The following is a 14477-nucleotide window of genomic DNA, read 5'->3' as shown; positions in this document are numbered from 1 at the left end:
AAGGGCTTATCGTACAAAGCCGCTTGCCTTGCCTTCTGAATGGGTGTTCAGTTTTTCAGCGAGCATGTTCGCGGACTTCGTAGCGGTTTGAAGATGCTGATCTCGCGCCGCTCTTGATTGCGGGGCGAGGGGACTTGGAACCCGCATGGTGTATCGGCGGACTCAGCAGGTCATGAAGCGTCTCGCGGCGCGCCGCCGCGCTATTCTGACGGCCGCGCGGGATATAGCCAGCACTGGGGGAATGGCGGCGGTGCAGATCGCGCCGGTCGCGCTGCGTGCCGATGTCGCCGCCGGGACGGTCTATCGTTACTTTCCGTCGAAGGCCGATCTGATTTCCGAACTGATCGTGGAGATAGCGCAGGATGAGCTGACGGCAATACGCGGTGCCGCTGATGCCGCGCCGGGGCCATCCTCGGCGCTTGCGGCTGCCATCGCCACCGTCGCCGTGCATATGGTCTCACACAGGAAGCTCGCCTGGGGCATTCTGGCTGAACCGGTCGATGTAGATGTATCCGCGACCCAGTTGGTTAGCCGCCGCGAAATCGCTGGCGAGATTGAAGCGCGCATCATAGCTGCGGTGAGTGCCGGACATCTGCCGCAGCAGGACACGTCGCTCGCGGCGACCGCGCTGCTTGGCGCGCTGCATGAAGCCCTGGTGGGGCCGCTCGCGCCGGATAACTTCGATGATCAGGCGACGCTGCGTGATGTGGTGCAGACCGCGACTTTGCTGGCGTTGCGTGCGGTTGGCGTGACGGATGCGCGCGCGCGGGGTCTTGTGGTGCAGGCGGCCCTGCCGGCAAGAATGCCGGCAGGGGAGTAAGGCGGACTGAAGTCTGCGTTACTTCGCCTTGACCTTGCCATCCTTGTCGAACTGCGACACGTAGGCCCAGAGGTTGTCGAGTTCGCTTTCCTTCTTGATGCCGGCAAACGTCATCTTGGTGCCCGGAACCTTGGCCTTCGGGTCCTTGATGTACTCCTTGAACTGCGCCTCATTCCAAGTGATGCCAGAATTCTTGTTGGCATCCGAATAGGCATAGCCTTCAACGGAGCCGGAATGGCGCCCGTCCAGGCCGTTGAGTTCCGGACCGACCTTGTTCTTTGCACCTTCGCCAATGGCATGACATGCCATGCACTTGTTGAAGGCTGCCTTTCCGGCTTCCACGTCTCCAGCGGACGAGGTGCCCACGCTTGCAAGCGTAATGCCGAGAACAGTCAGTGCGGAGATGGCGAAGGTTTTCATGGAGACCTCTTGAGTCCTTGTGGGGGGCTTCAGGCTGAAGCTGATGGGGATTGGCCGCCTCCCCGAAAGGGAAGGGGTGCTTGTGGCTCCGTGGCCTCGCAGATCATTAAATCTATGATTACGAGCCGCAGAATCGGACGATAACACCGATCTTAGAACGATTCGAGTATGATTTGGTTCCAAACGGGCTTCGCATGCTACAGCCTGCCTACAATACGATGGTACCATCTGCTTCAGGTCCGGGTTTGAGTTAGCCTACACAACACGGGCAAAATATGGTTGATTTAGAAGGTCTTGTGGCGATCGGCGCAGCCCGGTCGCGCGATAGCGGAGCGCCTGCCGATGACCATCATGATGCCCGCCCCGGATCAGATGGTGCTCGATCGCCGCGACGCCATTGTCCGGGATTTCCGTGAAATCGTGCCGGGCGAGGGGGTCATTTCCAGCGCAGCGGAAATGTTGCCGTATGAATCGGATGCTTTGACCGCTTATCGTCAGCCGCCGATGGTGGTGGTATTGCCGGAAACCACCGCGCAGGTGTCGCGCGTTCTGAAATACTGCTTCGATCACGGCATCAAGGTGGTGCCGCGCGGCTCCGGCACCTCGCTGTCGGGTGGAGCGTTGCCGTTGGCCGACGCGGTGCTCCTCGGCCTCAGCAAGTTTAAGCGCATCCGTGAGATCGATTTCGACAACCGCGTTGTCGTCACCGAGCCCGGCGTCACCAACCTCGCGATCAGCCAAGCTGTAGCCCATGCCGGGTTCTACTACGCGCCGGATCCTTCGTCGCAGATCGCCTGCTCGATCGGTGGCAACATCGCGGAAAATTCCGGCGGTGTTCACTGTCTGAAGTACGGCATGACAACCAACAACGTGCTCGGCTGCGAGCTTGTGCTGATGTCCGGCGAAGTCCTGCGCATCGGCGGCAAGACGCCCGAGCAGGCGGGTTATGACCTGATGGGCATCATCACGGGGTCCGAAGGTTTGCTCGGCGTCGTCACCGAGGTCACCGTCCGCATTCTGCGGAAGCCGGAAACCGCGCGGGCGCTGATGGTCGGATTCTCGCAGGTGGAAGCGGCGGGTGAATGCGTGGCGCGGATCATCGGCGCCGGCATCATTCCCGGCGGCATGGAGATGATGGACAGGCCGGCGATCCACGCCGCCGAAGCCTTCGTCAACGCCGGCTATCCGCTCGACGTCGAGGCGCTGCTGATCATCGAGCTTGACGGTTCTTCAATCGAGGTTGACGAACTCATCAGGCGCGTTGAGGCCATCGCGCTCGGCTGCGGATCGACGACCTGCCGGATTTCCGGTTCGGAAGCGGAGCGCGACCTGTTCTGGGCCGGCCGCAAGGCGGCGTTTCCGGCAGTAGGCCGCATCTCGCCCGACTATCTCTGCATGGACGGCACCATTCCGCGCGGCGCGCTGCCGCGGGCGCTGGCGCTCATTCGCGATCTCGGCGAGAAGTACGGCCTCGGCGTCGCCAACGTTTTCCATGCTGGCGACGGCAATCTTCATCCGCTCATCCTGTACGATGCCAACAAACCCGGTGAGATGGACAAGGCGGAGGCGTTCGGCGCAGACATTCTGCGCTGCTGCGTCGAACTCGGCGGCGTTCTGACCGGCGAGCATGGCGTCGGCATCGAGAAGCGAGACCTGATGCCGCACATGTTCAGCGAAGTCGATCTCAACCAGCAGCAGCGGCTGAAATGCGCGTTCGACGCCCGGGGTCTTCTCAATCCAGGCAAGGTGTTTCCGACGCTGCACCGCTGCGCCGAACTCGGCCGCGTTCATGTGCACGGCGGCAAGCTGCCGTTTCCGGATCTGCCGAGATTTTGATGATAAGGCGACGTCCTATCCGCATGCTCCGTCATGCCCGGTACTCGGGTTTTGCTTCGCCGGCCCGAGTACAGGCCCATTGCGCCGGGCATCCACGTTTTACTGCGGACCAAGACGGGGATGGCCGGGAGGAGCCCGGGCATGCCGGCCATGACAGCTCCGCCGCATTGAGGCAGCCGTGAACATCCTGCACATACGCGATGCCGCCGACGTTGAGGCCGCGGTGCGCACCGCCATTGCGGGCGAACAGCCGCTTGAGATCATCGGGCACGGATCGAAGCGGTCGATCGGCCATGTGATGATGACCAACGCGGTGCTCGATGTGTCGGCGCTGAACGCGGTGACCTGCTACGAGCCGAGCGAACTCATCATCACGGTGCAGGCCGGCGCACCGTTGGATGAGGTGCTGTCGCTGCTCGATTCCAAGAATCAGGAGTTTTCGTTTGAGCCGATGAATCCTGCCGTGTTGTTAGACTCCCGGTCTGGACGAGGGACCATCGGCGGCATGATTGGCGCCGGGTTAGCCGGACCGCGCCGTATCAAGGCCGGTGGCGTGCGGGACCATCTGCTCGGCGCTCACGCGGTTTCCGGCTTCGGCGACAGTTTCAAGGCCGGGGGCAGGGTGGTGAAGAACGTCACCGGCTATGATCTCTGCAAGTTGCTGGCCGGATCGTGGGGCACGCTGGCGATCATGACCGAGGTGACGCTCAAGGTGATGCCGAAGGCGGAGGCCGAGCGCACGTTGGTGTTGCGCGGGCTCGATGACCTCGCCGCCAACCGAGCAATGACGGCCGCGCTGGGTTCTCCCTACGACGTTTCGGGGGCGGCGCACACGCCGCACTCAGCTCTCAAGGCGGCGCGAGGCGCGCTGGCTGGTCTCGCATCCATGGGACAGACTGCGACGCTGTTGCGGCTGGAGGGTATCGCCGCCTCCGTCGTTCATCGCGGAGCGGCGCTTGCAGCTGACCTTGCGTCTTTCGGCGCGGCCGAATTTGTTGAGAACGCTGAATCGGCGGCGCTGTGGCGCGAGATTCGGGACGTTGCGCCCTTCGCGGCTGATGGCCCACTGGGCGCTTGGCCGGTGTGGAGGATCGTCTGTCCTCCGGCATCCGGGGGAGTCTTCGGACAGACGCTGACGCGTGAGACCGGCGGCGAGGTGATCTACGACTGGGCTGGCGGATTGCTCTGGGCGGCGCTGCCGCCGTCGGTCGATGCACATGCCGCATCGCTGCGTCGTCGGCTCGCTCCGCTCGGCGGGCACGCGACCCTGCTGCGGGCCGACGAGGGATTGCGCCGAACTGTCGATGTGTTTCATCCGCAGGCAAAAGGCGTCGCAGCGCTGGCCGAGCGGGTGCGGCAGAGCTTCGACCCCAAAAGCATTTTTAATCGCGGCAGGCTGACCCGGATGCCGATCTGATGAAAACCGAATTCACGCCCGCTCAACTGAGCGATTCTGACATTGCCGAGGCGGACAAGATCCTCCGTAAGTGCGTCCATTGCGGATTCTGCACGGCGACGTGCCCGACCTATGTGTTGCTCGGCGACGAACTCGATAGCCCGCGCGGCCGGATTTACCTGATCAAGCAGATGCTCGAAAAGAACGAGCCACCAACGGCTGAGGTCGTCAAACACATCGATCGCTGTCTGTCGTGTCTTGCCTGCATGACGACCTGCCCCTCCGGGGTCAATTACATGCACCTGGTGGATCAGGCGCGTGTCAAAATCGAGAAGGAGTATGCGCGCCCGGTTTCCGAACGGCTGCTTCGAGCCGTTCTCGCTTTCGTGCTGCCGCGGCCGAGAATCTTTCGGGTCAGCATGACCCTTGCGCGCTTCGGGCGGCCATTCGCAGCCCTGCTGCCGGGCTCGAAGGGGGGCGTGACGCCGACGTTGCTGCACAGGATCAAGGCGATGTTGGCGCTCGCGCCCGCGTCGCTGCCCTCTCCCGGAGCGGCTGCGGGAAGTGTGTTTCCAGCGACGGGTATGAGGCGTGGCCGCGTCGCTCTGCTGCAAGGCTGCGCCCAGCAGGTGCTGGCGCCGCGTATCAACGAGGCCGCGATCCGCCTGTTAACCCGTCACGGCGTCGAAGTGGTGCTGGTGGCGGACGAGCAGTGTTGTGGCGCGCTGACACATCACATGGGCGACGATCGGGACGCCCTGGCGCGTGCGCGGGCCAACATCAGAGCCTGGACCCGCGAAGCGGAACGGGATGGTCTCGATGCCATCCTGGTCACGACCTCTGGCTGCGGCACCGTCATCAAGGATTACGGTTACCTGCTGCGGGAGGACCGCGACTTCGCCGGACCTGCCGCGAAGGTCTCAGGCTTGGCCAAGGATATCACGGAGTATGTCGCCAGCCTCGACCTGCCGCCGCCGCCGAGCCGCAGCGAGCTTGTCATCGCCTATCACTCCGCCTGTTCGCTTCAGCATGGCCAGAAAATCACGCAGCTTCCGAAAGATTTGCTTTTCAAGAATGGATTCGTAGTGAAAGATATACCCGAGGGTCATTTGTGTTGCGGTTCGGCGGGGACATACAACATTCTCCAGCCTGACATTGCGGGCCGACTGCGCGACCGAAAGGTCGCCAACATCGCAAGCGTCAAGCCGGACATGATTGCCGCCGGAAACATCGGGTGCATGATTCAGATTGCCGGCGGAACGTCGGTCCCTGTTGTTCACACGATTGAACTTCTCGATTGGGCGACGGGCGGCCCTCGGCCAGGACTGAATTGATCGGCGGCAACAGGAGGATCACGATGGCTAAGAAAGCTAAGAAATCCAGCAAGGCGAAGGGCGTTAAGGCCAAGAAGAGCAAGAAGAAGGCCGTAGCGGCGAACAAGAAATCCACGAAGAAGTCCGCAAAGAAGTCTGGCAAGAAGGCGGCGAAGACGGCTTCAAAAAAGAAGGCCGTGAAGAAGAAGTCGGCAAAGAAATCAGCGAAAAAATCCGCCAGAAAATCTCCAGGGAAATCCACCAAAAAATCCGCCAAGAAGTCAGCCAAGAGATCCACCGGTAAATCCGCAAGGAAGCCGGCGGCGAAGCGCAGGGCCTCGACGAAAAAGGCAGTGGCCAAGCGCGCCGCGCCAAAGCCCACCCCTGTGCCGGACACGAGTTGGGCGATGGCTGAGCCTGCGGCTCCGTCCTATGGCCATACGGATCAAACCCCCGGGTCGGGAGAGGACGGCACTTAAAGCAGATGAGGTTGGTTGAACCGACCGCCTCGTCATTGCGAGCCGGGGACCGATTAATTGGTTTGCGCCGGTTTGCGCGTGAAACGAGACAATCCAGAGGTTGAAGAAAAAGCTGGGTTGCTTCGTTGGCGTTGGGATGCCGCCACACGTCGCCATCGGCCGGCTCGCAATGACGTTGATCAACGCACTATAGCATTTTCGAGCGAAGTGGATGCCGGCTCGTGTGAAGAAAACGCGTCAAAAAGCTCTTAGCATGATCCCAACCCGAAGAGCCGAGCAAAGTGGAAATCGGTTTCGAGAAGATCGCGCTCGATCCCAAAGATGACGAGAGGCTGATTCCAGTCCGTTCAACTTGTAGAACGGCGACTGGTTCTTTCAGTCTCAGCTCGTTCAATGAGGGCAGATGGCTGCAAGGTTTGGGTTCGTGTTGGGTGTGGTCCTGGTCGCGCTGGGAGCCGCCGGCGCGTGGCCGGCGTCGGCGCAGGATGGATTTCCGTTCGGTTTCGAGATGACGCTGGATGCATCGCCGCAGCCCGGTTCGAAGCGGGTGCCATCGCTGGACATTGACGACAGTGGCGGGGTCAAACTCGAATTGTGGTGCAAAGGCGGAAGAGGCCAGTTTTCGGTTGCCGGCAACACCGTCATCTTCGCGGCCGGTCCGTTGGAGGATCGCTCCTGTCCGCCGGAGAAAGCTCAGGCCGATGACGATCTGGCTGCGGCGCTTTCCGCTGCCGTGACCTGGGAGCGACAGGACGATGAGATCTCGTTTGTCGGACCGACCACGCTGCGCTTTCATCTTAATACAAATTAGAGCGTTTCAAGCGAAGCGGATCCGGTTCGCGTGAAGAAAACGCGTCACAAAGGTAGAGTCCTTGCACCGTTTCCGTGAAGCGGTGGAGCACTCTAGATTGTGAGTTATGCCGTGCGTGTACGGATCGCGATTCCTTTGCCGCGAAGACCGGATACCCGCTATTTCCAGGCCGATTTGTCGACGTCCCAGCGCTGGGCTTTGAACTGTTTCGCCAGCGCATCCAGCGTGCCGCTGTCATTGGTCTCGTTACTCTCGCCGTCGTCCGCTGACAGATCGTCGGTAAGACCGAGCCTCGGCCCATCGGTTTCGTCCGCAGTGCTAGTCGAGGGAGCGCCGAACCAAAGCATGATGTGATCGGATTCATCGGGCCTGTCAGGGCCTGGCAATGCTGTCACTTTGATGGTGTCGGTCAACCCGAGCGCCGGAACCAGCACGCTGGGGCGTTTGAACGTCAACGTCAGTTTGCCGGTGTTGTCACTCCATTTTGCTGACGCCGGCTTTGCATTCAAAGCTTTTTCCAGCACACCGGAGATAGCGGTCGCAAGCTTGTCGCGATTGAGTTTGCCCTTGTCACGCCATTCTGCGGCCGGAAACCGGATGGTGCGCTCCATATCGAACATCCCGGCGCTCCAGCCCGCGGCGACCACGCCGGGCGTTGCTTTCAACCGAGCGAGAAGGGAGGGGGAGCGCTCAGGATCGACGTTGATGTCGATGACCTGCGCTCCCGCCCGCAGCGCCTCGCAAGTCACCTCGAGGCTGTTCAGCAGCACCTCGACATTTTGTTCTCTCAAACTTTTGAGCAGGTCGATCGCTGCGTCGATCTTCACTTTCACGGCGATTGCTTCGGGAGATACCTCGGTGAAATCCTTCGGCGATGCGCTGATGCCGTCATCGGTCATCCGGGCATCGTTGAACTCAGCCTCGCTGAGGTCGGAATTGTCTGTCGAGGTCACGTCGGTAACTTTTTGGCCGACGCTGATCCTGCCCCCGAACTCGAAGGTATCGCCTGTGGGCTTGCGTGTGAGCTTCACCGTGACCGGCAGCTTGTCGGCGATGCTTTGTGTGCTGCCGGTCAGGGTCGAACCGTTCACCGCGAGGTTGGCGACGAAGCGGTCCTTGCGGCTCGAGCCTTTCTCCGCAGGGTAACACACATCGAGAACGGCGCCCGTGACCGTCTTGCCCTGGCGGGTCTCTTTAAGGATAACGTCCGCATTGCCCTCCATCAGTCCGTCGATGGAGGTGAAGTATCTCACCTCCGCGCCGGGCGTAGCTTTGGGAAGCGGCCGGTCTTGCGCCCGCAGAGGTCCCGGTAAAGCCATCGTTAGACTGATCAGGCACAGCCGCAGCGCGCGCATGGAGAATCCCCGCTTGTCGAATCGGCCCTTACCCTAAAACCCACTTCGCGAAAAAAGAAGGCCGCCCGGAGGCGGCCTTCTGACGAAGTCGTGCCGTTGAAGGAGTTCAAAAGCCCATGCCGCCCATACCACCCATTCCGCCGCCGCCCGGCGGCATAGCCGGAGGCTCTTCCTTGGGCAGTTCGGCGACCATGGCTTCGGTGGTCACGAGCAGCCCTGCGATCGACGAGGCATCCTGCAAGGCGGTGCGCACGACCTTGGCGGGATCGACGATGCCCTTGGCGATCATGTCGACATATTCTTCCTTTTGGGCGTCGAAGCCGAAGGTCTCGGTCTTGTTTTCGAGAACCTTGCCCACCACGATGGAGCCCTCGACGCCGGCATTTTCCGCGATCTGACGGATCGGCGCTTCCAGCGCCTTCAGTACGATGTTGATGCCGGCCTGCACGTCCGGGTTGTCGTTGTTGATGCGGCCGACCGCCTTCTTGGCCCGCAGCAGCGCCGTGCCCCCGCCGGGCACGATGCCTTCCTCCACAGCGGCGCGCGTGGCGTTGAGCGCATCCTCGACGCGATCCTTCTTTTCCTTGACCTCGACCTCGGTCGCGCCTCCGACACGGATTACCGCAACGCCGCCGGCGAGCTTGGCCAGACGTTCTTGCAGCTTCTCGCGGTCATAGTCGGAGGTGGTCTCCTCTATCTGCGCCTTGATTTGTCCGACCCGTGCCTCGATGTCCTTTTTCTTGCCGGCGCCGTTGACGATGGTGGTGTTCTCTTTGTCGATCAGCACTTTCTTGGCGCGGCCCAGCATATTAACGGTGACGTTCTCGAGTTTCATGCCGAGCTCGTCGGAAATGAGCTGGCTGTTGGTCAGGATGGCGATGTCCTCCAGCATGGCCTTGCGGCGATCACCGAAGCCGGGTGCCTTCACTGCGGCCACTTTCAGGCCGCCACGAAGCCGATTGACCACCAGCGCGGCCAGCGCTTCGCCTTCGACATCTTCCGCGACGATCAGCAGCGGCTTGCCGGATTTCACAACCGCCTCGAGCACCGGCAGCAAAGTTTGGAGGCCGGTCAGCTTTTTCTCGTGTAGCAGGATGTAGGCGTCGTTGAGCTCGGCCGCCATTTTCTCCGCATTGGTGATGAAGTAAGGGCTAAGATAGCCGCGGTCGAACTTCATGCCCTCCACGATATCGACGTCGGTTTCGAGCGACTTGTTCTCCTCGACGGTGATGACGCCATCATTGCCGACCTTCTGCATCGCCTGCGCGATCATCTTGCCGATCGAGGCGTCGCCATTGGACGAGATGGTGCCGACCTGAGCGACTTCGGCCGAGGACGCCACCGCCTTCGCGCGCTTCCCGATGTCCTTCACCACGGCGGCGACGGCGATGTCGATGCCGCGCTTGAGATCCATGGGATTCATGCCGGCGGCAACTGCCTTCGCGCCCTCGCGGACGATGGCCTGTGCCAGCACCGTGGCGGTCGTGGTGCCGTCGCCGGCGAGATCGTTGGTCTTGGAGGCGACCTCGCGCACCATCTGGGCGCCCATGTTCTCGAACTTGTCCTCGAGTTCGATCTCCTTGGCAACGGTGACGCCGTCTTTGGTAATGCGGGGCGCGCCGAAGCTCTTTTCGATCACGACATTGCGGCCTTTCGGGCCGAGGGTCACCTTCACAGCGTCGGCGAGGATATCGACGCCGCGCAGCATGCGTTGGCGCGCGTCGCCGGAAAACTTGACGTCTTTGGCGGCCATTGAATGTTACTCCTGGTTTGTTGTGTGCCGCTTCCCTTGGGCGTCTTTGCCGAGCATAGCCGTTCGAAGAACGGCGTCGCTTCGCACCTATGCCGGCATCCATCGTTTTGAAAGATGGATGCCCGGATCATGTCCGGACATGACGCTTCAATCGAAGCGGTTGATTGCGGAGGGACGCTAGCCGACGATGCCCATGAGGTCGGATTCCTTCATGACGAGGAGGTCCTGGCCGTCGAGCTTGATCTCGGTGCCCGACCACTTGCCGAACAGCACCTTGTCGCCGACCTTGACATCGATCGGCGTGAGCTTTCCGGTTTCGTCGCGTCCGCCGGGACCAACGGCCACGACCTCGCCCTGGGAGGGCTTTTCCTTTGCCGTGTCGGGAATGATGATGCCGCCTTTAGTCTTTTCCTCGGCATCAATCCGTTTGACCACAACACGGTCATGCAGCGGACGAAATTTGGTCTTAGCCATAACGCTCCTCCGGGGGGTTCGCAGGACTCTGAATTGCCATCGATGGATGCATGCGCTCTGATTCACGACGGCCGAGCGATTCGTATCTTTTTGGCAATCATATTCCGAGAGTGCTATTCGTGGGCGGGGATATGGCTTGGCAGCCATGCTGTCAAGCAAGCCTCTTAAGCCGTTGGTGAGGGCGTGTAGGATAGACGCAAGCATGTCGTAGCTTCTCCGCCTTGGCGAGTGCGGGTGCTGCGATCTCATTTTTTAGGTCCGGCTGCTGGGGGCACAGCGGTCGGAAATTCGGTCGGGGTATTTACAATGGTCAAATCAGACGGCGGACGCGCGGCTTTGAACCTTGGGGCGGCCGCGGCCCTGGCGGTGTTTCTCGGCGGATGCGGGTCGTTCGGCTCGATCGGACTGTCGCCGCAGCCGGCGCCCCCGCCGCCCGTCGAGCCCGAGATCCCGGCCACGGTCCGTGCCGAGGAACTGGTCGGACGGTGGGGTCTTGCGTCCTATCAAAATCCGAACGACCGGTCTCGGACCGAGGCCGCGGCCAGGGCGCAGTGCAAAAATCCTTACGTGATCAGCGCAGGCGGCAATGGCGGCGTCATCATGCATCTTGCCGACGAGGCGACGCCGCAGGAGTTGCGGCTTAAGGGTAGCCAGAGTGGCAAGAACTACATCGGGCCGGAAGGCCCCCCCGGCGGTCCAAAAGATCGCGAGATCGTCTCCTTCGACGGCCACGTGCTCATCACGCGCTTCATCGACCCGGATGCGGCGACCCGCTACGGCAACATGGTTTATATCCGCTGTACGCCTGCGGCCGCGTCGGCCCCCCGCCACACGGCGGCAAAGCCACAGGCCCATTAGCCGGGCTACGCGCGATCGATTCAAACCAAATGCCCGGCGCGACGGCCGGGCATTCTCAATGAGGGATGTGACGCTTCCTGAGGCTAACCGAACAGCGCGTCGATGTCGTCCTGGGAAGCGTGTCCCTCGTCGCCTTCGAGCTTCGGACCGTTCAGCAGCTTCGCATCGCCGACGCGATCGTCGACGATCGGTGGAGCATGGGCACGGATGGCGTCCACACCGCCCCAGATATCCATCATGACATTGATATGATGCTCGATGAACTTCATCGTGCTCATCACCTTGGCAATGCGCTGGCCGGTGAGATCCTGGAAATTGCATGCCTCGAAAATCGAGATCACGCGCTCCTGGATTTCCTCGCTCAGCAACCGAGCCTGCTCCGGCGACGCCGCCTTCGACAGCGCGCTGGCCGACTGATCGATCGCTTCAGCCGCCTCCAGGATGTGTTGGGTCGCTTGCTCGGTACCTCCTACCACGGCGCCAAGCTCGTCGGTCACCTTCGCCATCTCGTCGCCGCTGAAACTCTTGCCATGTAGAACCGCGATTTCCTGCTTGGTGCGGCTGATGGCGTCGTAGATCAGATCAAGTTCGGTCTTGAGCTTTTCGCATTGCTCGATTTGTGCGCGATAGGTTTGCAGCAGCATTTGTGCTTCGGCGACCTCGCGGCTGGTGGTCCCGTCATTGGCCGCTCCGGCCGCTTCGTCCGGGCCGTCGAGGCTCGGAGCTCCCATCTGTTGGCGGATCGCCCGCAACTCCGCCATGATTTCACGATGCACCGGCATTGGCGCATCGTCGACGACGGCTGTAATAACCGGCGTGCCGCCGTTCAGGATTTCCTCGACGCGGAAGCGCTTGCGTTGAACAGCCATCATATTCCCCGGCTTTTGGACTCGATTGCCTTTTACACCGGCGTGTTTTAACGCCCGGTTCATGCGGGAACTGTTCGCGACGAATCCGCACGAATCCGCAGCGCGCAGAGCGTTTTCGTTCATGGAAAATAAACGCTACGGGAAAGAACCCCGTCATATCGACGGCGTGGTGAATCAAGCCGCCGTTCCGTTTACCAAACCGACGCGGTTTTAATTCTTAATCGCTGTGCGGGAGGGATGCGCCATTGACGTGACTCCCAGCGACCATCCACGGCAAAACAGTGCAGAGTACGTCGATGTTCAGACACATATCCTTCGCGCTCCTTGCGGGCGTGTCGCTTGCCGGCCTCGGGATCCAGCAGGCTTTTGCAAGAGACCCACAGGCCAGGTTCTTCACCCAGCCGACCGCCGTCTACGCCGATCAATCCACGCCGCAGCCGTCCGAGCAGCGCCTTGCATATGCCGAGCGGCCCAACATGGGCGGCGGCTTCATCGAGTCGCTGTTTGGAGATGTCCAGCAACAGGGATCGCATTATCCGCAACAGCGCTATGATTCGCGCCCGCTCTATGCGCCGCAACCGCAGCAGATCATGCTGCAGCAGGACGCGAGCGAGGCCGCTCATCCCGCATTCGATCCGAAATTCGAGAGGCAGCTCGTCGAATATCACGGCAAGGAAGCCGCCGGCACCATCATCATCGATACGTCGAGCAAGTTCCTTTACCTCGTGCAAGGCGGCGGCACGGCGCTTCGCTACGGAGTTGGCGTCGGCAAGCCCGGTTTTCTGTGGGCGGGCGTCAAGACGGTATCAGCGAAGAAGGAATGGCCCGCCTGGACCCCGCCTGCAGAGATGCTGAAGCGCCGCCCCGATCTTCCTCGCCACATGGAGGGCGGCCCCCAGAACCCGCTTGGCGCTCGCGCGATGTATCTCGGCTCATCGCTCTACCGCATCCACGGTTCCAACGAGCCGTGGACAATCGGCACCAACGTATCGTCCGGCTGCATCCGGATGCGCAACCAGGACGTCATCGATCTCTATGATCGGGTTCGCATTGGCGTCAGAGTGGTTGTGATCTGACGCCCGATCATCTTCCCAGATGACAACGGCCGCCTAGAGCCCCGTTTCTGACGGAATCAGAAGCGGGGCTCTCAGATTTGATCTGACGCGTTTTCTTCACACGAACCGGTATCCACTTCGCTCGAAAACGCTCCAGCCGTTGTGCTGTTGAGGACCGGAGACGTCAGGTGTCCTCTCCTTCGTCGAAGTCATCGAAATCGTCGAAGTCTTCGGCATCGATATCGTCCTGATCATGATCATGGTCATGGTCTTGGTCGAGTGAGCCAGTCTGCGATGGGTTGCCGTGCCGTTGCGATCCGAGGTCGTTCACACCGGCATCGCGTGCCAGATTGCTTCCTGATTGATCGCCGGCGCCGCCCGACGGGTTGGACGACCTGCCGAGGCTGCCGGAATCGCCGAAGCTGCTGGCACGGGCTTCGCCGCCGCCCATCATGGAGCGGATGCTATTGAGAAGCAGACCGCCGCCCACGGCTCCCGCGGCGGCGGCCGCCGCCGTTCCGAGAAACGAGCCGCCGCCCGCTTGCGGAGGCGGCGTGCCATAGGGCGAATGGCCGGCTCCCTGATCAAAGCGTCCGGCTTGTCCGGTTTGCTGCAACGCCTCACCGGTATTCCAGGCCGGGCGGCCAGAAGGCGCTGGGGGGACATTCGGGACCGAGCCGCGCGGCGCGGGGCCGCCGAATAAAGTCTCGCGCATCTGGTCGAGAAATCCGCCCCCCGAGACAGCCTGATTGCCGGCTCCGCTGGCCTCAAGCTGCTGAATGCGCTCGTCGGCGCGCTTCAGGGCTTCGTCCTGCACCAAAACCGTTTGCACCAGCGTGTAAAGCGCGTTAGGCGCGCGCCGCAGGCCCTCGGCGATAGCTGCCGCGGCGGCGGGATCGCGCGGCGTGTTTTCGACGCTGGCGAGGCGGGTGAAGAGGTCGTCAACCAACTGTCGTTCTTCCGGCGTCATGGCGCTCTCCCAAAAAGATGGCTGTTGGGATGTAGTGGTATTCTGTGTCGCAAGTAGTGCCGCCGGAG

14 protein-coding genes are annotated in these 14477 nt (G+C 61.6%); 8 read left to right on the top strand and 6 right to left on the bottom strand.

Features of this window, described 5'->3' with window-relative positions; genetic code table 11:
• Window positions 1-145 precede the first annotated feature (145 nt).
• Window positions 146-820, top strand: coding sequence for a TetR/AcrR family transcriptional regulator (locus AC1RT6_RS11785; RefSeq protein WP_079447599.1), 675 nt, complete (start codon window positions 146-148; stop codon window positions 818-820).
• Between the two features lie 18 nt (window positions 821-838).
• Here the strand turns inward: AC1RT6_RS11785 and cycA are convergent, their stop codons facing one another.
• On the bottom strand, window positions 839-1240 hold the full coding sequence (gene cycA / locus AC1RT6_RS11780; RefSeq protein WP_079447598.1) for a cytochrome c-550 CycA: 402 nt from the start codon (window positions 1238-1240) through the stop codon (window positions 839-841).
• A 342-nt stretch (window positions 1241-1582) separates the two neighbouring features.
• On the opposite strand from cycA, the gene AC1RT6_RS11775 reads away from it, so the two are divergent.
• From AC1RT6_RS11775 to AC1RT6_RS11755, 5 genes are all read left to right on the top strand, one after another.
• The gene (locus AC1RT6_RS11775; RefSeq protein WP_079447700.1) at window positions 1583-3076 is read left to right on the top strand and encodes an FAD-linked oxidase C-terminal domain-containing protein; all 1494 of its coding nucleotides are present in this window, start codon (window positions 1583-1585) and stop codon (window positions 3074-3076) included.
• Between the two features lie 178 nt (window positions 3077-3254).
• Window positions 3255-4493: an FAD-binding protein gene (locus AC1RT6_RS11770; protein WP_079447597.1), complete on the top strand. Its 1239-nt coding sequence runs from the start codon at window positions 3255-3257 to the stop codon at window positions 4491-4493.
• On the top strand, window positions 4493-5806 hold the full coding sequence (gene glcF, locus AC1RT6_RS11765) for a glycolate oxidase subunit GlcF (protein ID WP_079447596.1): 1314 nt from the start codon (window positions 4493-4495) through the stop codon (window positions 5804-5806). The genes AC1RT6_RS11770 and glcF overlap by 1 nt, the downstream gene beginning before the upstream one ends.
• Window positions 5807-5829: 23 nt before the next feature.
• Window positions 5830-6264 (top strand): hypothetical protein, encoded by a 435-nt coding sequence (locus AC1RT6_RS11760; RefSeq protein WP_079447699.1) that lies wholly within the window; start codon window positions 5830-5832, stop codon window positions 6262-6264.
• Window positions 6265-6667: 403 nt separating this feature from the next.
• Window positions 6668-7075 carry an META domain-containing protein gene (locus AC1RT6_RS11755; protein ID WP_079447595.1) on the top strand — a complete coding sequence of 136 codons (408 nt, stop codon included), beginning with the start codon at window positions 6668-6670 and terminating at the stop codon, window positions 7073-7075.
• Window positions 7076-7233: 158 nt separating this feature from the next.
• On the opposite strand, the gene AC1RT6_RS11750 is transcribed toward AC1RT6_RS11755, so the two are convergent.
• The 3 genes from AC1RT6_RS11750 to groES all read right to left on the bottom strand — a co-directional run bounded on the left by AC1RT6_RS11750 (window position 7234) and on the right by groES (window position 10657).
• Window positions 7234-8430 carry a hypothetical protein gene (locus tag AC1RT6_RS11750; protein ID WP_079447594.1) on the bottom strand — a complete coding sequence of 399 codons (1197 nt, stop codon included), beginning with the start codon at window positions 8428-8430 and terminating at the stop codon, window positions 7234-7236.
• A gap of 106 nt (window positions 8431-8536) precedes the next feature.
• The gene (gene groL / locus AC1RT6_RS11745) at window positions 8537-10183 is read right to left on the bottom strand and encodes a chaperonin GroEL (RefSeq protein ID WP_079447593.1); all 1647 of its coding nucleotides are present in this window, start codon (window positions 10181-10183) and stop codon (window positions 8537-8539) included.
• Between the two features lie 177 nt (window positions 10184-10360).
• The gene (gene groES, locus AC1RT6_RS11740; protein ID WP_079447592.1) at window positions 10361-10657 is read right to left on the bottom strand and encodes a co-chaperone GroES; all 297 of its coding nucleotides are present in this window, start codon (window positions 10655-10657) and stop codon (window positions 10361-10363) included.
• A gap of 306 nt (window positions 10658-10963) precedes the next feature.
• Between groES and AC1RT6_RS11735 the strand changes: the two genes are divergently transcribed.
• Complete coding sequence (locus AC1RT6_RS11735) at window positions 10964-11515, top strand: hypothetical protein (RefSeq protein ID WP_079447591.1); 552 nt, start codon at window positions 10964-10966, stop codon at window positions 11513-11515.
• 83 nt (window positions 11516-11598) lie between these two features.
• Here the strand turns inward: AC1RT6_RS11735 and AC1RT6_RS11730 are convergent, their stop codons facing one another.
• A complete protein-coding gene (locus tag AC1RT6_RS11730) occupies window positions 11599-12384 on the bottom strand; it encodes a protein phosphatase CheZ (RefSeq protein ID WP_079447698.1) in 786 nt (261 codons plus the stop codon).
• 296 nt (window positions 12385-12680) lie between these two features.
• Between AC1RT6_RS11730 and AC1RT6_RS11725 the strand changes: the two genes are divergently transcribed.
• On the top strand, window positions 12681-13460 hold the full coding sequence (locus AC1RT6_RS11725) for a L,D-transpeptidase (RefSeq protein WP_079447590.1): 780 nt from the start codon (window positions 12681-12683) through the stop codon (window positions 13458-13460).
• Between the two features lie 163 nt (window positions 13461-13623).
• Here AC1RT6_RS11725 and AC1RT6_RS11720 read toward each other — a convergent pair whose 3' ends face one another.
• Complete coding sequence (locus tag AC1RT6_RS11720) at window positions 13624-14409, bottom strand: DUF2076 domain-containing protein (RefSeq protein WP_079447589.1); 786 nt, start codon at window positions 14407-14409, stop codon at window positions 13624-13626.
• Between the last annotated feature and the right edge of the window lie 68 nt (window positions 14410-14477).

The sequence above is a fragment of the Nitrobacter sp. MLSD-S21 genome (assembly GCF_058809865.1).
Note: the sequence above shows the minus strand (reverse complement) of the source record. Positions and strands in the feature narration are given on the sequence as shown.